General features: G+C 33.2%; 23 protein-coding genes, 1 tRNA gene and 1 pseudogene. 14 read left to right on the forward strand and 11 right to left on the reverse strand.

Going from position 1 to position 20,162, the window contains the following annotated elements; translation table 11 throughout:
• Positions 1-91: 91 nt before the first annotated feature.
• The 3 genes from ABWU35_RS02435 to der form a co-directional block, all read right to left on the reverse strand.
• Positions 92-685, reverse strand: coding sequence for a hypothetical protein (locus ABWU35_RS02435; protein ID WP_019236858.1), 594 nt, complete (start codon positions 683-685; stop codon positions 92-94).
• Between the two features lie 5 nt (positions 686-690).
• The gene (locus ABWU35_RS02440; protein WP_007302289.1) at positions 691-990 is read right to left on the reverse strand and encodes a hypothetical protein; all 300 of its coding nucleotides are present in this window, start codon (positions 988-990) and stop codon (positions 691-693) included.
• 258 nt (positions 991-1,248) lie between these two features.
• Positions 1,249-2,574 (reverse strand): ribosome biogenesis GTPase Der, encoded by a 1,326-nt coding sequence (der, locus tag ABWU35_RS02445; protein WP_007302288.1) that lies wholly within the window; start codon positions 2,572-2,574, stop codon positions 1,249-1,251.
• Positions 2,575-2,709: 135 nt separating this feature from the next.
• Here der and ABWU35_RS02450 point away from each other — a divergent pair, with 135 nt between their 5' ends.
• The 5 genes from ABWU35_RS02450 (at position 2,710) to ABWU35_RS02470 (ending at position 7,800) form a co-directional block, all read left to right on the forward strand.
• Positions 2,710-3,534 carry a hypothetical protein gene (locus ABWU35_RS02450; protein ID WP_019236859.1) on the forward strand — a complete coding sequence of 275 codons (825 nt, stop codon included), beginning with the start codon at positions 2,710-2,712 and terminating at the stop codon, positions 3,532-3,534.
• Positions 3,535-3,658: 124 nt separating this feature from the next.
• Positions 3,659-5,185, forward strand: a complete 1,527-nt coding sequence (locus ABWU35_RS02455) for an acyl-CoA carboxylase subunit beta (protein ID WP_007302285.1) — start codon at positions 3,659-3,661, stop codon at positions 5,183-5,185.
• 749 nt (positions 5,186-5,934) lie between these two features.
• On the forward strand, positions 5,935-7,083 hold the full coding sequence (locus ABWU35_RS02460; RefSeq protein WP_019236860.1) for a hypothetical protein: 1,149 nt from the start codon (positions 5,935-5,937) through the stop codon (positions 7,081-7,083).
• Positions 7,084-7,148: 65 nt separating this feature from the next.
• Entirely contained in the window at positions 7,149-7,403 is a 255-nt protein-coding gene (locus tag ABWU35_RS02465; protein WP_019236861.1) for a hypothetical protein, read from the forward strand.
• 223 nt (positions 7,404-7,626) lie between these two features.
• Positions 7,627-7,800 (forward strand): hypothetical protein, encoded by a 174-nt coding sequence (locus tag ABWU35_RS02470; RefSeq protein WP_019236862.1) that lies wholly within the window; start codon positions 7,627-7,629, stop codon positions 7,798-7,800.
• Between the two features lie 141 nt (positions 7,801-7,941).
• Here the strand turns inward: ABWU35_RS02470 and ABWU35_RS02475 are convergent.
• Positions 7,942-8,014: transfer RNA gene (locus ABWU35_RS02475), tRNA-Thr, on the reverse strand.
• Positions 8,015-8,033: 19 nt separating this feature from the next.
• Here ABWU35_RS02475 and ABWU35_RS02480 point away from each other — a divergent pair.
• Genes ABWU35_RS02480 through pdxH form a run of 3 tightly spaced genes read left to right on the forward strand, consistent with a single transcriptional unit; the run spans position 8,034 to position 9,567 of the window.
• Entirely contained in the window at positions 8,034-8,177 is a 144-nt protein-coding gene (locus ABWU35_RS02480) for a hypothetical protein (RefSeq protein WP_019078634.1), read from the forward strand.
• Positions 8,143-8,958 carry a bifunctional DNA-formamidopyrimidine glycosylase/DNA-(apurinic or apyrimidinic site) lyase gene (gene mutM / locus ABWU35_RS02485; RefSeq protein WP_007302281.1) on the forward strand — a complete coding sequence of 272 codons (816 nt, stop codon included), beginning with the start codon at positions 8,143-8,145 and terminating at the stop codon, positions 8,956-8,958. Before ABWU35_RS02480 ends, mutM begins: the two co-directional genes overlap by 35 nt.
• Before the next feature lie 15 nt (positions 8,959-8,973).
• Positions 8,974-9,567: a pyridoxamine 5'-phosphate oxidase gene (pdxH, locus tag ABWU35_RS02490; RefSeq protein ID WP_006014087.1), complete on the forward strand. Its 594-nt coding sequence runs from the start codon at positions 8,974-8,976 to the stop codon at positions 9,565-9,567.
• An 88-nt stretch (positions 9,568-9,655) separates the two neighbouring features.
• Here the strand turns inward: pdxH and ABWU35_RS02495 are convergent, their stop codons facing one another.
• The 4 genes from ABWU35_RS02495 to trmD form a co-directional block, all read right to left on the reverse strand.
• Positions 9,656-10,453, reverse strand: a complete 798-nt coding sequence (locus ABWU35_RS02495; protein ID WP_007302280.1) for a phosphoribosylformylglycinamidine synthase subunit PurQ — start codon at positions 10,451-10,453, stop codon at positions 9,656-9,658.
• A complete protein-coding gene (locus ABWU35_RS02500) occupies positions 10,450-11,703 on the reverse strand; it encodes a PstA family ABC transporter permease (RefSeq protein WP_007302279.1) in 1,254 nt (417 codons plus the stop codon). Before ABWU35_RS02500 ends, ABWU35_RS02495 begins: the two co-directional genes overlap by 4 nt.
• A 252-nt stretch (positions 11,704-11,955) precedes the next feature.
• Complete coding sequence (gene rplS, locus ABWU35_RS02505; protein WP_007302278.1) at positions 11,956-12,333, reverse strand: 50S ribosomal protein L19; 378 nt, start codon at positions 12,331-12,333, stop codon at positions 11,956-11,958.
• Positions 12,330-13,028 carry a tRNA (guanosine(37)-N1)-methyltransferase TrmD gene (gene trmD / locus ABWU35_RS02510; RefSeq protein ID WP_012481936.1) on the reverse strand — a complete coding sequence of 233 codons (699 nt, stop codon included), beginning with the start codon at positions 13,026-13,028 and terminating at the stop codon, positions 12,330-12,332. Before trmD ends, rplS begins: the two co-directional genes overlap by 4 nt.
• A gap of 65 nt (positions 13,029-13,093) precedes the next feature.
• Between trmD and purC the strand changes: the two genes are divergently transcribed.
• Positions 13,094-13,816: a phosphoribosylaminoimidazolesuccinocarboxamide synthase gene (gene purC, locus ABWU35_RS02515; RefSeq protein ID WP_007302276.1), complete on the forward strand. Its 723-nt coding sequence runs from the start codon at positions 13,094-13,096 to the stop codon at positions 13,814-13,816.
• On the opposite strand, the gene purM is transcribed toward purC, so the two are convergent.
• On the reverse strand, positions 13,813-14,850 hold the full coding sequence (gene purM / locus ABWU35_RS02520; protein WP_353276061.1) for a phosphoribosylformylglycinamidine cyclo-ligase: 1,038 nt from the start codon (positions 14,848-14,850) through the stop codon (positions 13,813-13,815). The two genes, purC and purM, sit on opposite strands and share 4 nt — an antisense overlap.
• Before the next feature lie 137 nt (positions 14,851-14,987).
• Here purM and ABWU35_RS02525 point away from each other — a divergent pair.
• The 3 genes and pseudogenes from ABWU35_RS02525 to virB9 all read left to right on the forward strand — a co-directional run.
• A pseudogene (locus tag ABWU35_RS02525) lies at positions 14,988-15,260 on the forward strand (hypothetical protein); the annotation flags it as partial.
• Positions 15,234-15,614, forward strand: coding sequence for a histidine phosphotransferase family protein (locus ABWU35_RS02530; RefSeq protein WP_319803182.1), 381 nt, complete (start codon positions 15,234-15,236; stop codon positions 15,612-15,614). The pseudogene ABWU35_RS02525 and the gene ABWU35_RS02530, both read left to right, overlap by 27 nt.
• 240 nt (positions 15,615-15,854) lie before the next feature.
• On the forward strand, positions 15,855-16,640 hold the full coding sequence (gene virB9, locus ABWU35_RS02535; RefSeq protein ID WP_007302273.1) for a P-type conjugative transfer protein VirB9: 786 nt from the start codon (positions 15,855-15,857) through the stop codon (positions 16,638-16,640).
• Positions 16,641-16,647: 7 nt separating this feature from the next.
• Here the strand turns inward: virB9 and ABWU35_RS02540 are convergent, their stop codons facing one another.
• Both ABWU35_RS02540 and mraY read right to left on the reverse strand, forming a co-directional pair.
• Positions 16,648-17,241 carry a ribonuclease HII gene (locus ABWU35_RS02540; protein WP_264685520.1) on the reverse strand — a complete coding sequence of 198 codons (594 nt, stop codon included), beginning with the start codon at positions 17,239-17,241 and terminating at the stop codon, positions 16,648-16,650.
• Between the two features lie 5 nt (positions 17,242-17,246).
• Positions 17,247-18,227 carry a phospho-N-acetylmuramoyl-pentapeptide-transferase gene (gene mraY, locus ABWU35_RS02545; RefSeq protein WP_264685519.1) on the reverse strand — a complete coding sequence of 327 codons (981 nt, stop codon included), beginning with the start codon at positions 18,225-18,227 and terminating at the stop codon, positions 17,247-17,249.
• A gap of 157 nt (positions 18,228-18,384) precedes the next feature.
• Between mraY and ABWU35_RS02550 the strand changes: the two genes are divergently transcribed.
• Together ABWU35_RS02550 and ABWU35_RS02555 are read left to right on the forward strand one after the other, a co-directional pair.
• Positions 18,385-19,374 carry a hypothetical protein gene (locus ABWU35_RS02550; RefSeq protein ID WP_264685518.1) on the forward strand — a complete coding sequence of 330 codons (990 nt, stop codon included), beginning with the start codon at positions 18,385-18,387 and terminating at the stop codon, positions 19,372-19,374.
• A 60-nt stretch (positions 19,375-19,434) separates the two neighbouring features.
• Positions 19,435-19,998 carry a DNA-3-methyladenine glycosylase gene (locus ABWU35_RS02555; RefSeq protein WP_214303133.1) on the forward strand — a complete coding sequence of 188 codons (564 nt, stop codon included), beginning with the start codon at positions 19,435-19,437 and terminating at the stop codon, positions 19,996-19,998.
• Positions 19,999-20,162 lie beyond the last annotated feature (164 nt).

A 20,162-nucleotide genomic window follows, 5' to 3' on the forward strand; every position in this document is an offset into this window, starting at 1 on the left:
GAATTACCACAACAACCGAAAAAGTCAACTTTTGTTTAATAATGTTCTATATAATTATAAAGCGACACATATCACTCTATAACTTTTTTATCTAGCCTCTATGTATGTATTCACAGCTAGATACTGATTTAGTTTGCATACTAGTTACAACCCTAGTATCACTATCTATTTTTGCAATTTCTTCTTTGGTATACAATTCATCCTTGTTTTTCGTCCAGCTATTGTCATATTGAGTATCAACTTCTCCTCCATTGGTTTTAAACCCAAATGTTTCTTGCATAAGCAATCTTGCTTCTTCCAAACGTCTGTTGTAACGTTTGTTAGAATCTTGATAGCTAGATATAAGAAGAAGAACGTCATTAGAAAGAGTGAAATATACTATCTCTTCCATAATTTTGTAAATCTCATGTTCTGATAACTTAAACAAAGGATAATCTTTTTGAAACTTATTCTTTACTTCATTGTAAATTTCCATAATTTTTACTCTACCATCATAGCTTAGAGCAATGATAGCATTTTCAATACTTGCTATACCATCATAGTCATAACCTTTTCTGTCATTTTCAGCAACCAAAAAGCCATGCACAGCCTGAATCTCACCAACTTTCTTATCTTCTTTAGGTAAGATATCAAAATCAAAATAGATCATAGGAGATTTCAATACCAACAACATAAATATACGCATACTGTCTATCTCAACACCAAAATTTTACTTTCTGGAATAGAGTATAGATCTTTGAAATATTGAGATACAGTGTATAAAGGACATTTAGATAGTTCTGTTTTCTTATCTGTTTGTAAGTGAAAGCTAAATTCATACTCTCCTAAATCCAGCTCATTAAAGTCTATAAGCTCTATGTTTTTGTTTGGGTTAAACTCTCTGTTTGATATTTTATTCTCCAACTCTTTACGTTGCGTAGGAGTAAAACCAGATCCATTTATTACTAATTTCACTACACGCGTATCTTCCCTTTTTGCCCAATTGCTCAATCTTTCCAAATATTTTTCTGGAATCGGGTATCCATATCTTTTTGGAAGCTACTGAAATACTAAAGGTGTATCAACCGTGAAAGTATGTGGAGATCCAGGCCTTAAATCTTGTCCTTTATAATTCATAGCAAAAGTACTAAACAAGTTAATACTTTACTATATAATATTAATTTATCAACTACTTATTTAAGTAATATTATTTACTTATTAATAATATTACTAAGATAAAAAAGTATATTATTAGTAAAACAAGATTATCTACTTTACATAGGGGTTTTTATTCTTTTTCAAAAGCAATCTAACTGGTACACCTTCAACAAAGAAGTTTTTTCTAAGACCATTAGTCAAATAACGTTTATAACTCTCATCAACACTTTCCGGGACGTTGCATACCAAAGAAAAAGCTGGAGGTTTGGTGCCAATTTGAGCAATATACTTCATTTTAATCTCTCTACCTTTTATAAGTGGGTGAGAATGTTTTTCCACAGCATCTATTAGCCAATTATTCAGTTTTGCAGTGCTGATCTTCTTGTTTAAGGATTCACTCACTTCAAGACACTTATCTATCACATCACCACAGCGCATACCTTTCAATGCAGAAATTGTTACAGTTGGCACTTCCAAAAATAACCGAGTCACTTCCTGTTGTTTGACAAATTTTATTAACTTACTTCTGTCATCCTTACCTATTAAATCCCACTTATTTAAAACAATGATAATTCCCTTCCCCCCTTTAATTGCAGCTTCAGCAATTGATAAATCCTGCTGCTCAATGCCAAGCAAGGAATCTAACATTAAAATCACTACATGAGAGCGCTTTATTGACTCTATACTTTTTTCAACAAATCTTGATTCTAAGTTATCAACAACATTTGCCTTTCTGCGGATTCCCGCAGTGTCGATGAGAGTGATTAATTTCCCATTATGGTCGTATGAAATATCCACAGAGTCACGCGTGGTACCGGGTTCTGAGCTTACTATTAGTCTATTTTCTGCAAGTAAACTGTTTAAAAAAGTTGATTTTCCAACGTTTGGGCGACCGATGATTGCAATCCTCAGTCTAATGGACTCACTTTCAGGCAGCTCAGTGCCTTCGCTAAGACCTTCAATCACACCAGCTAATGCATCATAAAGATCAACCATGCCAAGATTATGTTCGGCTGAGATGTATACCGGACCTATGAAATTGAAAAACTGCAAATAATCAACATTTTCCGATTTATGACTTTCACATTTGTTTGCTATTAGTATTACAGGTTTATTTGTTTTTCTCTTCAGCCACTTTGCAAACTCTTTGTTCTGCTCGTTTTGCACTTTTGCATCAACAAGAAAGAAAACTACATCTGCACTCGACAAAGAAAACTCTATTTGTTCAATAACTTGTAGTGAAAAACTGGTTTGGTCATTCCATCCTCCTGTATCTATAACTTTAAACTCTAAATCACTAATTCTTCCAATTCCTTCACGCCTATCTCTCGTTACTCCTGGAATGTCACTAACTACCGCTGCTTTTCTTCCCACCAGCCTATTAAATAGAGTTGACTTGCCTGCATTTGGAAGGCCTATTATGACTATTTTCAGCATAGTTTAAGAGCGTATTTTATAAATAGTAAATTATAATCAAAATTTTTTAATTTAACTATTGACTTGATAGATTATATACCTATCCTAAAATTAGGATATTTTATCTTAAGTTTATTATGTAGAATTGGAGGCGCTATGCATAATGCAAATGAAACTTTAATAATGAATTGCGGTCAAGTTGCTCAATTAACTCCTCAAATTTATAAATTAGGGACACCTTATAACAAAAGGACACGTATATATAACTATATAACTTTAGCTAAAGCATTGGAGAATCTCAATGATCCATCCCGGTCACATGAAAATAAGGAGCTTTTTTTGAGTGACAATGATGAAGAAACTAAGAAATTTCTGAGTGTAATTCGAAAAGGAATTGCTGAATATACAGGTAATGATTCTATAGATGTGAGGTTGAGAGGAAAAGAAGATAAATCATTTACTGCATGGGTATCGTTAAAAGAAGGCAGAGGTGAGTTAAAATTTGATAACTCATTTCCTGGTAAAGCCTTAAAGGATAGTAATCCAAAAATTGGAGCTTTTACATTGGTATCTCCAGAAGATAAAAGGTTGGTGCGTGTTTCACAAAGTGATGATGGTGTAAGGCTTTATCAAACACTAAATGAGTCTTGTATAATTAAATTTAACTGGAAAGTGGGTGATAGAGATTGCAGTATTGCTTTAAATATTAGTGGAAATGGTAACGTATTTTGTACTGATTTAAGTGATAATATAAGTCCTGAGGACTTCGAGGAAAACAAAGCTGTAAAAATAAAAATTGGCTATTATGAGAATAAGAAGATGGATAAATATAATGACATGACTCTAGCAAAATTGGTCTCATTGGCTTCAAACTTACAAGGAATTGAAAGAGAAGTTATAACAATTAATCCATCAACAGGTGTAACAAGTGCAAGTGCACAGAATGTTAGTGAGTCTCAGCATTCTCAAAATATTAAATAGAAATTGCTAGCGCATTAATTATCGTACACATACACCGTTGCATGCAGTAACGGTGTATGTGTATAATCAATAGGATTTGTAAGCTCAATAAAGTTTACAACCAATTTGAAAGTTATTTTACTACATGCAAGACTCTGAAATACTAGAAACTCTAAAGATCAAAACATTAGAAGCCGAAAAAGGAGGAGGTCCTGATAGAGTTAACAAGCAACATGAAAAAGGAAAGCTAACCGCTAGAGAAAGGCTGAGTATATTGCTCGATGAAAATTCATTTCAAGAGTATGATAAGTTTGTGAAGCATCACGCAACTGATTTTGGCATGCAAAATGCTGATTTTTTAGGTGATGGAGTTGTAATTGGCCATGGTACTATTCATGGCAGAAAAGTTTTTGTTTATTCTCAGGATTTCACTGTCTTTGGTGGATCACTTGGTGCATCACATGCAAAAAAAATATGCAAAATTATGGATATGGCAATTAATGCCAGGATTCCAATTATCGGACTAAACGACTCTGGTGGAGCTAGAATTCAAGAGGGAGTAAATTCCCTTGCTGGTTACGGAGAAATTTTTCAAAGGAATGTAAATGCATCAGGCGTTATACCACAAATCTCTCTAATCATGGGCCCATGTGCTGGCGGTGCAGTTTACTCTCCAGCGCTAACCGATTTTATTTTCATGGTAAAAAATAGCTCATACATGTTTATAACCGGACCAGATGTAGTGAAAAAAGTTACCTATGAAGATGTAAGCCACGAAGATCTTGGTGGAGCAAAAATTCATACAAGCAAAACAGGAGTAGCAGATTTTGCGTTCAATAACGATGTTGAAATGCTGCTGAGAATCCGTGAATTCCTTACCTTTTTACCAGTAAATAATCAAGAGTCAACGAAATCTGTACCAATCTGCAACTTAATTGATGATGTTGATGAATCTTTGAACACTCTAGTTCCTAGTAATCCTAATACTCCTTATGATATGTATGAACTTATTGAAAAGGTGTGTGATGAAAGGAAATTTTTTGCACTAAAACCCGATTTTGCCCGTAACATCATAATTGGCTTTGGCAGAATTGGAGGAAATACTATTGGTGTTGTTGCAAATCAACCTATGCACCTTGCAGGATGCTTGGATATTGACTCTTCAAGAAAAGCTGCGAGGTTTGTAAGATTTTGTGACGCATTTAACATTCCCATCATCACACTTATTGATGTTCCAGGTTTCCTGCCAGGTACAAATCAAGAATACAATAATATAATACAACACGGAGCGAAACTGCTTTACGCTTATGCTGAAGCGACCGTGCCGAAAATTAGCCTTATCACTAGAAAAGCGTATGGTGGTGCATATATTGTTATGAACTCAAAGCATTTAAAAGGTGATATAAATTATGCTTGGCCAACTGCTGAAATAGCTGTAATGGGCCCTGAAAGTGCAGTTGAAATTATATTTAGGCATGAAAAAGACCAGCAAACGTTAATCAAAGAATATAAAGAGAAATTTGCTAATCCATTTTTTGCTGCATCACATGGATACATTGATGACATTATAGTGCCAAGTAAAACAAGGCATCACTTTCACAAAGCACTAGAGCTACTTAAAAACAAGAAAGTAGAAAGAATATGGAAGAAGCATGATAATCTTCCTTTGTAACTTTCCTCTCAGTCTTTATTGTAAGGTCTACAGTGCCGTTACACCAAGTTGGATTACCAATAACGCTAACTTTTGGGTTCCTTTTTTCTATAATATATTCTTATAGCTAAAAAATTACTTCCGCATATTCTAAATCTGATTATAATGACAATTAGAGATACTTTTAGAGCTCAAAAATTTATCTTTGTCTGCAGACTTTTTTTTATTAAACAATCAAACTCATAAAAAAATGTAGTGTATCCTCTTCAGCGTATGTGGGTGCATACACACATACTTAATTTCTGTCGTATGTGCATTGCATTTTTTTCTAATCTTTTTTTTCAAAGGAGGATTTTATGTCCAGAATTCCAGATATTTGACGTTTACTTTAGCTAATAAAAACCAACTGGTACCTACGGTTTTTATAGCCTCAAAATTTCAATCAAAATTCAACTATCATTCAAAGAAACTTATAGTTATTCTTAGTGTTATTACTGTAGTAACAGCGCTATGATGATAAGAATATACAATCCTTTGTAACTTTCTTCTCAGTCTTTATTATAAGGTGTTCAATAATATGGGAAGAGTAAAGTTTTAAAGAGATAATTAAAATTATCCTTATCACCTACTTAGCAATAAATTATATTTGCTTAATCGTAATTACTTACACTTCTCAATGTCCTGTTTTATTTATGGCAAACATTAAGCTTAAAAATGTACACAGTCTATTAAATTATATTATTTGTTTTTTCCTTATATACATTCAGTATATGCATTCTGCTATTGCTTTAGATAACTCTTCATCACATTTAAAAAACTCACCTGATTTTTTACCTTTTAGAAAACCTTTTGATAATATAGAAAAAATTATTAGAACTGACAATTTTAGAAGTTTTGATCTTGATAAAAGAAATAAGCTTTATACCAATGCTCATAATAGTATCAGTCTTGTAAATATTATTAATAAAATTATCTTAGCTCAAGATAACTTATTCATACTAGAAAGTAAGCCGTATAATATAGTACTTGTTGATAATCCCAATCTTAGTAGAACTACAGGTGCTGCAGGAAAGGACTATGTAATTATTGAGGGAAGCTTAAAAAAAAATATCAAAGATTATACTAGAGTGATATCACATGAATTAATTCACAGATATATAGGACATATAATAGAGCAAGACAACGATAAGAAAAATGAAATAAAATATAAGTGGTTTTTTGAAGGATTTACGGAATTTTATGGAGTGAAAACCTTACTTGACACGAAACTTATTGATAAAGATGAGTACTTAAAAATAATTAATATTACTTTAAAAGAGTATTTTAATTCTTTAATACCTAATATTGATTTCGAAAAAACAAATCAAAAGCATTTACTTGATCAAAACATAAGCATGTTGAGTTATAACAAAGGTTTTATTCTTGCAATGATAATAGATGAGAAATTAAATGAGGTTAGTAATGGAAGGTATAACTTATTGACTACTATAAATAATATAATAAGTGAAATAACTTCAAAGAAAGTTAATTTTAATGTTGACTTATTTGCAAGTCATTTAAAACATTACTTATCAGAGTCCTTTATAAAAGATATCATAGCCTCTATAAGAGATTCTAGCATACTTCTCAGTTTGTTACCTAGTAGATTACTCAATAAAAATTTAACTTTCCAAGATACTGATAAGTATAGTGATATATGCTTTAACTTAACCAGAAGTCTAGAGCTACAAAAGATACGTGGGGTTAAATTAGGTAGTGATTGCCATAATATGGGACTCAAGGATGGTCAAGAACTAAAGTGTTATAGTATTGACTTTAATAGTGGTAATATTAAGTTAAAAGTCCTTGAAAACAAGATACCGAAAGTTATACATTTGAAAGCAAATAAAATGACGAGTAGCATTCCAATATATAAATAGCTCAGATAAATGCTTGACAAAAGCTATAGTAAACCTAGACTTTGCTATTTTAAGGCAAAATAATTATGGTAAACAATAAAGAAAAACAAGTGGATTTATTATTAGAGCTTCTTAGCGCTAATATCGGTCAAGTTAGTAGTAGTGTCATACTTAAAAGAATAGAAAAGCTTTCAGATAATTTTCATGGTAGAAATAATCACAATAGCCATTGTCAGTTTGATAGAGATGGTGGAGGGCATGGTAATATATGCTGGGCAGATAAGATAAAAGAAGACCTGACTGAGAACTATCATAAAAAGGATAGAGAAATTTCTATATAACTTTTCATTAGAGCTATTTTACGGTAATTATTCAAGAGTTGAAGGATTTGGCAAAAGAAGTCCTTTTGTATTACCGTTAATATGTGTTTCCAATAATGGTGATCTCGGTCCACTAGATGATTTGAGAACATGTGTCCCTCATAAGTTTGTTGAATATAACATAAGCAATACTAGTTGGGCTAAGTTCTTATCAGATAAATTTTTTAATAACTTTTTGAGTGATATGGAAAACAGGCCTGATGATTGTAAGCAGTGTTGTTATGAAAATATTTGTGGTGGGGGAAGTTATGGTAACAGGTTTAACCCTGCCAACGTAAATTTTAATAATCCTTCAGTATATTGTGAGGGATTTTTGGCAAAGGATTATACAATTTCTTTTAATGCATGGATTTTCTAAAGAAAAATTACGGCAGGTATTATTGAATAGTAATACTGAAAAAGCAGCTTAATGGTAGTGTATAAAAGGTATTTACTAGACGTTTTTCTATAATCTAATTAGCATCTAGAGGATTGACTTTATGAATATCGTCCTCTAAACTGCCGTTACCAAGATTCGAACTTGGGACCTCGTCATTACCAATGACGTACTCTACCACCTGAGCTACAACGGCAAGTTCACGTATTATGATAATGAATAACATGAAAAAAAATAAGGAAAAAGAAGAAGAGAGAAAAAGATTGGCAAAAGCTTTAAAGCAAAATATTCTAAAAAGAAAAAAACAGCAACAGAGTAGACAAGATGCCAGAACTCCCAGAAGTGGAAGTCATTTCTAACTTCTTATTTGATAAAATCAAAAATAAGAAAATAAGCAATGTTACAGTCAATAATTGGAATTTGCGTGTACCAATAACAAAAAATATTGATGATTTGCTAAAGGGCAAAGTTATAAATGATATCAAGCGTAGAGGTAAATATATAATCTCGAATATAGATGCTAGTATGGCTGTAATCATACACCTTGGCATGAGCGGAAAGCTTATATATGTTGAAGACAATCAAGCACAGAACAAACATGATCATGTGATATTCTTATTTTCTGACAACACTTCACTAATCTTTAATGACCCAAGAAGGTTTGGATTAGTGATTGTTTTAAACAGAGAGCAAGAACTAAATTTTTTTAATAACCTAGGAATAGAACCCCTCACAGATGAATTTGACGGACATTATTTACAGAAGTTGCTAAAGAACAGAAAAGCAAATATCAAATCAGTATTAATGAATAATAAGCTAATAGTTGGCGTAGGTAACATATATGCTTCTGAGAGCTTATTTAGAGCTCGCATATCACCACTTAGGCTAGCACAAGATTTAACATATATAGAGTGCGAAAAACTTGCTATCGAAATAAAAAATACTCTGAGTGATGCAATTGCTGCTGGTGGTTCAACACTGAAAGATTATGCACAACCATCTGGATCTGCTGGATACTTTCAAAATAACTTTTACGTATATGGTAAAGTGCAAAAACCTTGCAGAATCTGCAACAATATCATAACACTTATACGACAAAATGGTCGTAGCACTTATTTTTGCAATGCATGTCAGAATTAAATTTTATTTTTGCATATGACACTCTTACCTGAAAAAGATCCTTTTGATTTGTTCTCAAAGTGGTATCAAGAAGTACTTAATTTTCCGTGTAAAGAGTCAACTGCAATGACGCTAGCAACGTGTAGCAAAGACTGCATTCCATCTGCAAGAGTGGTATTACTAAAGGAGTATAGTAAAGAAGGTTTTGTGTTCTTTACTAACGTAAACAGTAGAAAAGGAAAAGAATTGACTGAGAACCCCAAAGCTGCACTCGTATTTCATTGGACAGAATTTTCTAGACAAGTACGAATTGAAGGAGAAGTTAGGCTTCTAAGCGGCAAAAAGGCTGACGAATATTTCTCTTCTCGAGCACGTGATAGTCAAATTAGCGCGTGGTGCTCAAAACAATCAAGAGTTCTGAAAAATTGGCAAGATTTTGAGCAGGCTATAGAATTGAAAGAGAAAGAATTTCACAATACACAAGTTTCTCGTCCTGACTTTTGGGTGGGATTTTGCGTAATCCCAAAGGTAATTGAATTTTGGCAAGAAGGTGAATATAGGAGACACACTAGATTTAGATATACTCTTGTTGAGAAAAGCAATTGGAAAGTGGAACAATTATATCCCTAACGTTAGAGAAAGCTACTCTGCAGATCAAAGATAAGGATTTATTGTCATAACAAGGAAAGTAACTTTTTATGGCTTGTTGTATGTAACGTTACGCAAAATATTTTAGTGCATTCTCAAATATGAGCATTCCATCACCATATTTTGGCATAGCCACTCCTGAACGTTTACATTTTTCTTTTTCAAGAGGCCAGTTGTCCTGCTGAGTAAAAAATATTCCTCTCTCTGGGTGAGGCATTAAAGCTAAAACTCTACCACTTTTGTCTGACAAAGCTGCCAGGTCGTATATAGATCCGTTTGGATTGTAAGGAAATTGTAAATTTGCATAGTCACCATTTTTATCAACGTAACGCAGTGCAACGGAATTATTTTCAATCAATTGATTTAAAATATCTTGATCCATAAAAAACCTGCCTTCTCCATGAGCAACAGGAAGATATAGCTCACTCAGGCCCCGTAGCCAAACAGAACTACTCTGCGGATTAACTCTCACTCTAATCCAACGACATTGGTAATTACCTATATCATTAGAGGTTAAAGCTAGATTAGAGAATTCTGGAACTAATTTTACTAATATCTGGCAACCATTACATATCCCTATAATAAGCTTATCCTGAGATAAGAAATTTTGAAATTCGTCTAACAAGTTGTTTTTTATACGTAAAGCAAATGCATTACCAGCACCAGTATCATCACCATAGGAAAAACCTCCTGGAATTGCAAGTATATTGCTTAATTTCAGTTCACTTGGATTATCTATAATATCATTAATGTGAACGATTTTTACTTCAATATTATTAATACCAAGCTTTCTGCTGCATTCCATAAATGCAAATGCAGTTTCTTTTTCGCAATTTAAGCCATAACCAGATAGGATTGTAATTTTCATGAATCAAAAAACTCGAACTTTCTTTTTACAAAATTTGCTATTAAATTCAAAGCAAATAGCATTAACAATAAAGCTATAATTGCAATGGCAGCAAGCTCAATAAATGCAATTTCAGGACTACTTGACCATATGTATATTTGTACAGGTAAAACAGTTGCCGGATCGAAGAAGGATGTAGGTGTATCAGCAATAAATGCTACCATGCCTATCATAAGTAAAGGGGAAGATTCGCCTAAAATCCTTGCAATTGCAAGCACTGCACCATGTATTATCCGTGGCAACGCAATCGGTAAAGAGTGATCCAATATCACCTTGATGTGAGGTGCACCTAGCGCAAACGCTGCATCTTTTATTGCAATAGGAACGTTTGTAAAGGCATTTTTTGTTGCAATAATAATATTAGGCAGCATCATAAATGAAAGAGTCATCCCGCCAACAAGCGGTGAAGAACGGGGTAAACCAAATATGCCCAAGTAGAGAGTCAGTCCTACCACACCAAATATTATCGAAGGCACTGCAGCAAGGTTATTCATGCTAATTTCTACAATACTGGTTATTAGCCTATTTCTAGGCATAAATTCATAAAGACAGATACCTGACATAATTCCTATTGGCAATGCCAACGCTAAGCATACTATAATTGTCATTAATGAACCGATAAATGCCCCTAAAATCCCTGCATTCTCAGGCTCACAAGAATCAGACTTAAGAAACAGAGACTTATTAAAAAATTTTCTTACTCTTCCCTTCTCTTTTAACCAATCAAGTAATTTAGCATAATGATCATTCAAATGTTTATATTTATTTATTGAATTAATTATACTTGACGCGGTAAACCAGATCTCATATTCACCACTATCTTTTACTTTCTTATGAAAAAATTTCTCTAGTTCTTTGTAAGAATTACGACTTAAAATTTCGTCACCGTCTTTAAAATCAGTTCCTTCAAACACCTTACGTAAAGAATTGTTGAGTAAGCCAATGGACTTATATCGTAAATCACCAGGATTATTAGTTAAAATAAGATCAGCATTTATTTCAACTGGTAATAAAATTTTCGTTACTGTTAAAGCACTGTAAGAGTTAACTAATATACTTAGTAATATACATATAGGACACCCAATTGAGACAATCAGTGCTGTAAAAGAGCAAAAGCATAAAATGTTGTTCTTTTTATTTTTTCTTTTTACACGAGCATGTACGCGCTTAGATTGAAGTAACTTAAGAAAGTTTTTCTTTATTATACCCATTTACTTTTCTTTACATGAGGATTTGAAAAGACTTTCCCCTTTTTCCAGTGCTTGAACTGAGATCTAACAGGCTTTGCCTGCAAATAATTTTTATATTTTCCATGAAAGCACAAACCAAAAGGAGAATCTGGATCCCAGTGTCAAACATTGGGATGACACCACAGCAGGAGGGAAAGTACAGTTGTGCGCCACACACTGGGATAATAAGAGAGAGTTTTGAGATGATACAATTGACATCACTCCCTATTGTATCTACTTAGATTTTTTTTTAACATAAGTAGTACGTTCTTTGATCCTTGCAGCTTTCCCAAATAGCTTGCACAGATAATATAATTTTGCTCTACGGACCTTTCCCTTTCTCATCACTTGTACTGAAATTAATGCAGGAGAGTAAACAAAAAATTGTGATACTATACTTTCTCCATGACTTACCTTTCTAACTGAAAAAGAAGAGTGTAATCCACGATTTCTTTTTGATATACATACGCCCTCAAATATCTGTATACGCTCACCCGTACTATCAACTACCTTAAAAGTGACCTTCAAATCATCGCCAGGACAAAAAGCTGGCATCTCTTTGGCTAACCTTTGTATTTGTTGTTCGTTAAATTTTTCAAGTAAGTTTGTCATTTATCATCTCCATTCAACAATTCAGGTCGACGTTCCTTTGTTCTAACATATGACTGTTCCCTTCTCCAATCACTTATTTTTCTGTGATTGCCAGACAACAGAACCTCAGGAACTTTGTACCTACTCCACTGCTCAGGTCTAGTATATTGAGGATATTCAAGTATACCACCACTATAACTAAAACTTTCTTCAGCAACGCTATCGAAATTATTTACTACACCTGGAAGAAGCCTAATACATGCATCAAGAACCACCATCGCAGCTGGCTCACCTCCCGAAAGTATATAATCTCCAATACTTAACTCATAAGGAGTATACACATCAATTACTCTTTGGTCAACACCTTCAAATCGACCACACAATATTGTTACATGAGGAATTTCTGTTAACTCCTTCGCAATTCTCTGATTAAATTTTGTACCAGATGGAGTCATATAAATAAATCTAGTATTTTTATGAGCAGAAAGCACATTATCAACTGCATTACCAATCACATCTGGGCGCATAACCATCCCTGCTCCACCTCCATATGGAACATCATCCACAGTTGAATGTTTATCTTTAGCAAAAGAACGAATATTTACTATTTCAAGATTCCATATTTTTTTTTCCAACGCTTTTCCGGCAAGAGAATAGTTCAAAAACCCGGGGAACATTTCTGGAAATATGGTTAATATTGTAACACTAAACGTCATTAGCAAATTTGTAGTAAACTAAGCAGCAATTTGATATTATCTTATAGTATACAGCTAAATTAATCATGTCACTGAATAAAACGATATACGAAGGTAAAGCCAAAGTCATTATTGAAACTGAAGACTCATCAACTGTTATACAGTACTTTAAAGATGATGTTACAGCGTTCAACAAGGAAAAATATGAAATTATTGAGGGCAAAGGAATAATTAATAATCATGTTAGTGCTTTTATCATGGAAAAGCTTGAAGAAGCAGGAATTAGCACGCACTTTATAAACACTCTAAACGAAAGAGAACAGCTAGTCAAAAAGCTCAAGATAATACCTCTTGAGGTAGTGGTTAGAAACATTGCAGCTGGCAGCTTTTGCAAACGTTTTAATATCAAAGAAGGTGAGGCACTTACATCTCCTATAATCGAGTTTTTTTACAAAAATGATGACCTAGCCGACCCAATGGTGAATGAAAATCACATATTATATTTTGGTTGGTTATCCCATAAAGAAATGGAAGAAGTTAAAACTACAACTTTAAAGATCAACAAAATCTTAGTCGACCTATTTTCAAATGCAAATATATATTTAGTTGATCTCAAGTTAGAATTTGGCAAATTGATAAACAACAGCACTAAAATCATTTTAGCCGATGAAATCAGCCCTGATAATTGTAGGCTATGGGATAAAAATACTCATAAAAAGCTAGACAAAGATGTTTTCCGTTTAAATCTAGGAAACTTAAAGGAAGCATACTCAGAAGTTGCAAAAAGACTGTCGGTAAAGTTAGACTAACTAAATACTACTCTATCAAGTGGAGGCTGACATGCTTCATCAAGTTTTCCAATAATCTCAATTTTTTCTCCACGCTTTTGGAAATGGCTTTCCACATCCTTCATATTATCGGGATCTACAATCAGTACTATACCTATGCCGCAATTAAATGTTTTTAACATTTCTCTCTTTTCTATTTTACCTTCTTCTTTCAGCCATAAAAATATATCTGGCCATTTCCAAGAATTAATATTTATGTCTACAAATAAATTTCCTGAGAGAATTCTTGGAATATTGTCTATTAACCCGCCACCTGTTATATGCGCAATGCCTTTTACCTTTGGCATAATAGGCAACAAAGAATCAACATATATCTTTGTTGGCTTAAGTAATATTTCACCCCAAGATTTATTATTCCATGGAGATATATCATTATAATTTATACCTAAGCTTTTAAAAATATGGCACACCAAAGAAAATCCATTTGAGTGAATTCCATTTGATTCTAAACCAACTACACAGTCACCTGCTTTCATTATACTACAATTTGGAAGAATTTGCTTTCGATCAACAACACCAACCACAAACCCTGCAAGGTCATAGTGATTGTTACCATACATTCCAGGCATTTCTGCAGTTTCTCCACCAACTAATGCTATTTTAGATTCCTTGCACCCTTCTGCAATGCCCTGGATTACAGACAATAAAACGTTTTTGTTTAAAACGCCTGTTGCAAAGTAATCAAGGAAAAATAAAGGTGTTGCTCCTTGTGCAAGTAAATCATTTACACACATTGCAACTAAGTCTATACCTATAGTATCATGCTTATTCACCTCTTGAGCTATTAATAGTTTTGTGCCCACTCCATCAGTTGAGGAAACAAGTACTGGATGGTCGTATTTCTTACTCAGCGAAGAAAAGTCAAACAATGCGGAAAATGATCCTACTTCACTAATTACTTCTTCTCCTTTAGTCTTTTCAATAATAGGTTTAACTTTTTTTATTAGTTCATTATATAGTTTAAGGTCTATTCCAGATTTAGCATAAGTATTCATAACGCCTTCACAAATCTTATAATTATTAATACTACATTAATGCTTTGACACAAAAAGCGCAACGAAACTTTCTCTTAAATTGACTACTACATGCCTACCAATATAGGGTTAACTTAAATCATTTATACTTTTATCCAATGAATAAAAACATAATGTTAATAACAGAGTGCCTATCAGGACGAATTCTTCATGATTTTGCTAGTTCTATGCAAGGAATAGTGGGTGGATTGGAAGAGCTTGAAGAAAACAACCCTAATATGCAAAACGAAGCATTGTCATTGCTTAAAGAAAGCTCCGATGATTTAATATATAAATATAAAGTTATGAAGCAAGCGTATTCTCATTCATCAGATAATTGCAGCTTTGTTAAGACTAAATCCAATATAGAAAATTATTTATTAAAAAAAAAAGTAAAGCTTCAGTGGAGAGTAAGTGAATGTCCTACAGAAAACTTAATTGAAAAAATAAATAAGATAATTTCCAATATGGTGATAACTATAATCAGTGCAGTGGCACAAATTGAATTAGTGTCTATTTTACTGACTAAAACAGAAGATAAAACACTACTAACTATAAAAGTAGTAAATGAACATAAATCAATAAGTACATTATTAGTGAGCAAATTAACAAAAAAAAATGATATTCGTTTGGATACAAAAGACATTATTATCTATATGACTTCTTTACTGTTAGAACAGTATAACACTAAAATCAATTGCACTTGTGAAAGTAATTCACTGAATATAGGTTTAACTATAACTTGAGATGGCTTCATATTTCATAAAAAGGAATCGATACTATAAATTTGAATCTTGGATAAGGAAAGGAAAAATTTTGTGGAGTAACCTAGACATAAAATCTGTAGTTTATTTAACACTCCCCTTTTTCCTGCAGTAATGAATTATTATGAAGCTTGCATTTTCTGTCGCTTACTACTGGGATAGCTTAACAGTTGCAGTGCATGTCTATCAATGATAAAATGAAGATCAGTTTATTTTGATACTATGATTAGGGTACTCTTTGTTGCACTATTATTTTTTTGTGGTGGTTATGCACTTGCAAAACAGGAACCAAGACCAATAGCTGGTGATAACCACATAAAGGTAATGAATTATAATCCACAGGCTATACATAAGTACACTGGCTTTTATGGTTATCAATCCAGCATATTGTTTGAGCCAGGGGAGGTAATAGAGAGTCTTTCAATGGGTGATGCAACCGGTTGGCAACTCCTTCCTCAAGGTAATAGATTATTTATTAAGCCTATAGATGATATTGCCGATACTAATGCAACTATAATTACCAATAAAAGAGTTTATTATTTCGAATTTCATGCTGAAGAAGCAAACGGGCTAGATGATCCAAGGTTAGCATATGAAGTAAGGTTTCTTTATCCACTGTTCAACAGTGATGAAATTTATTCAACGAGTAACGGTGATATTCTAGAGCAAGCTAGTCATACCACTATCCCTGATATAAGTGATATTGAGGTTATAAAGAAAGGCTTGAATTTTAACTATTCCATCTCGCACGTTAAAGGCAGTCAATCAATAATACCAATTAAGGTTTTTGATGACGGAAAATTTACATATCTACAATTTAATAAAATAAACTCTGATTTCCCGGCAGTTTTTATGGTTGATTCTGCAGGATATGAATCCTTGATAAATTTTCGTACAGTTGATGACTACCTGATAATTGAAAGAGTAAGCTCGGTATTTACCTTAAGAAACGGATCAAGTACAGTCTGCCTGTTTAATGAAAACATACCTTTCAAAAAAGGTAAGTGATTAAAGGCTATAGTATTCTTATAGGTGCAAAATTCTTTCTATGGTGCTTCGTAATTCCATGAAGGCCAATAGCGCTGAGGTGTTCTTTTGTTCCATATCCTTTATTTTTATACCAATTATATTGAGGATGTTTATTATGCAATTCTTCCATAAGCCGATCTCTTGTAACTTTTGCAACGATTGAAGCGGCTGCAATTGATATACTTAAACTATCACCATTCACTATAGATTTTACTTGCCATTTTACTTCAGGTGGTTGATTACCATCAACTAGCACATAATCTAGTTCTAGATTCAAGTTTGCCAACGCACGTTTCATTGAAAGCTTTGTTGCTTGCAAAATATTGTATGAGTTTATTTCTTCTACGCTTGCCATTCCTATACCAAATTTTGCAACAGACGTTATTTTTTCGTATAGAACTTGCCTACACTTAGGGGTTAGCTTTTTTGAGTCGTTTATTCCATCAATAACCGTATCTCTATCAGTAAATATTACAGCTGCAGATATCACTGGACCGGCAAGCGGACCTCTTCCAACTTCATCTACTCCTGCTATAATTCCTGATAATGTATTTTCTAATGTGAAATCTGGATATTTCATAGTTCCTATAATAAGAAAGTTAAAGCAAAAATCGAACAAACGATAGAAATTATCCAAAATTTTATAACTATTGTATTTTCTGACCACCCTTTCTTTTCAAAGTGATGATGTATTGGTGTCATAAGGAAAATTCTTCTTCCTGCTCCATATCTAAATTTTGTATATTTAAAATATGATACCTGAATAATCACAGATAAAGTCTCTATTACAAAGATTATTCCAATAACGGCAAAAAGCATTTCTTTTTTAATTAGAACACTAGTGAGTCCTAAAGCTGCACCGATTGATAGGCTTCCAACATCACCCATAAATATTTTTGCTGGATGTGTGTTAAACCACAAGAAACTTAAAATAGCTCCTATAAATGCAATGCAGAATAAAGTAATGTTTACATCTGCCTGAGTTATGTATGCAATTAGCCCCAAAAAAGCAAAGGAAGTAATGGCTTGAGTTGCAGCAAGGCCATCTAGGCCATCTGTAAGATTCACAGCATTAGAAGAGCCAACAATAACAAATGCAGCAAACGGAAGATATAGATAGCCAAGGTCGATTGCTACTTCTCTAAATAGAGAAATTTTTGTAAAACCTTCAGCAGATTGTAGCTTAAGTATAAACATACAGACCAGAGTAACGACAAACTGAATAAGTATTTTGGTTTTTGCACTTAAACCTCGGTGGTGATTTGTCTTCAATTTTAAATAGTCATCAATAAATCCAAGTAGAGCAAAAAATAGAGTTATAAATACCAGCAATGAAATTTCTGGTGTTAATTGAGTCCAAAGCAGGATTGGTAATAAAGCAGAAGTTAGTATTATTATTCCACCCATAGGTGGTATATTCTTTTTTGTTATTAAATGACTTTCTGGTCCATATGATCTGATTGGTTGTCCATCTTTACTTATCTTTTTTAGAAGTTTTATAAAATAGGGAAAGAGAATAAACCCAAAAATAAATGAGATAAAAAACGTCTTTGTAGATGAGATCACCTGCCTATTCAAAATTAACTAGATATTATACCAAAAGCTTTACCTAATCTCAATTTATACCTTTTTATCAGCTCATTTTATTTGGAGTAAATTTAGTTATTGATTAGCTATAGCAAAGTTTACATACTGATATTTAGTTAATGGTAAGAGGTAGCATATGTTAGATTATATTAAAAAGCTTTTGTGGGCTACTACAGTACCTGATAATGAGAGTAGAGTTAAAAGTTCTTACATGCATATAGTAGAGAAACCTTCTTTTGGTGATGCAGCTTCAAAGTTGAGTAAGGAAGAAAGGTCAGAAGAGCATCTTGTTCTTCTAAAAGGTAAAGGCAATAGCTCTGGTACAACTGTAACAGAAGGATCGTCTAGTATTCAGAATGCAGTATCAGGCAAGAACAAGCGTGGATATATCAAATTAGACAGTGATGAAGAATGGGATAAATTCTTTGAGTTACAGAATGATTCTGACACTAATATTACGAACAAAGAACCTTTTTCTCCGAAGAAAGGAGAATCTCACTATCATGGTAAAGAGATTGTAGGCAAGATTGCTGACCAAATTAAGGCAGAGATATCGAAGGTATATACCATAGAGTCCATAATGATAAAAGAAGGCAAAAGGGAAGGTAATATTGTTTATCCTACCGTAAGAGTTGTGCTACATGCCAATAAAGAAGGAGTAGATATAGCTAAACTTCTAGGCGGTAGTATATGTAAAGAGTATGGTGTAAGAACAATTACATTTTGTCATCCTAATCAAGAAAAAAAGAGAGGGGCATGTTGCTATATTAATAATGATAGTGATAATGAGGAAAGAGTTTATGAAATAATTAGTGGGTTATATGAAATGACTTTAAAGTGGTATGTTGATGGAAGAGAATGCAAAATTAAAGTTAACATTGATGGTAATAATGGTGTAACTCTCCTTGAAGGCAACGGTGTTACTGCAGAGCAGTTGCGTGCAAATAAAGAAGTCAAAATAGGTAAGAGACGTGAACCAAAATCTTTATATGAAGCGTTAGTACCGCAATTGCAACAAAAGAGCTCTGAATCAGTCAAGGTTTTACAGCAGCCTTCAACAGATGTAACAAATGTGACAACAACACCAACTTCTACTTCTCAGAGATGTAGGTATCCTCTTATCTAAATAAGGAAAAGCGAAAATAGTATGAGTTGCTTGCAAATGTAAGTAACTTGTACTTCTATGATGAATAACACAATATTACCAAGAAATTTCTATGAACGGCCAACTTTAACCGTAGCTGGGGAGCTGCTAGGGAAGATGCTGAAATTTTCTAATTTTAGTGGAATAATAACTGAAGTTGAAGCGTATATAGGAATGGATGATCCAGCTTGTCATGCAGCAAGAGGCTATACTAATCGAACCTCAGTAATGTTTGGTACGCCAGGGTTTTCGTACGTATATTTTATATATGGAATGTACTATTGTCTAAATATTGTAACAGAAGCAGAAGGATTCCCAGCAGCAGTGTTAATACGAGGATTAAAGCTCACTGAACCGCTTGAAGCAAATTTAGGCGGGCCAGGCATACTGTGCAAAAAATTAAACATTACAAAAGAACATAATAAACAAGACCTTACTATAAGTCATGAATTTTGTCTCTATGAATATCACCTCAAACCAGATTATGTGTGCACTCCAAGAATCGGAATTAGTAAAGGCAAGGAGAAATTTTGGCGATTTAAAAGTTGCGTTTTAGCAGAAATGCCTAAAATCACACTCAACAATAAATATAGACCTCCTGCATAAACTAGATAAAAAGGCAAATAGCCTTTTATGTTTACCAACAATAGACTTCTTGGATAACCTAAGGATATTTTTTGATCTTCTATGGGGGAGTTGAACATTCCCTTTTTATAAAACTTTTGCATACTCCTATTTAACTTTAATAGCTCTTTATCTTTCTGAAATCT

Origin of the sequence: Wolbachia endosymbiont (group B) of Xylocampa areola, from assembly GCF_964028205.1 — a bacterium.
Classification (GTDB): Bacteria; Pseudomonadota; Alphaproteobacteria; order Rickettsiales; family Anaplasmataceae; genus Wolbachia.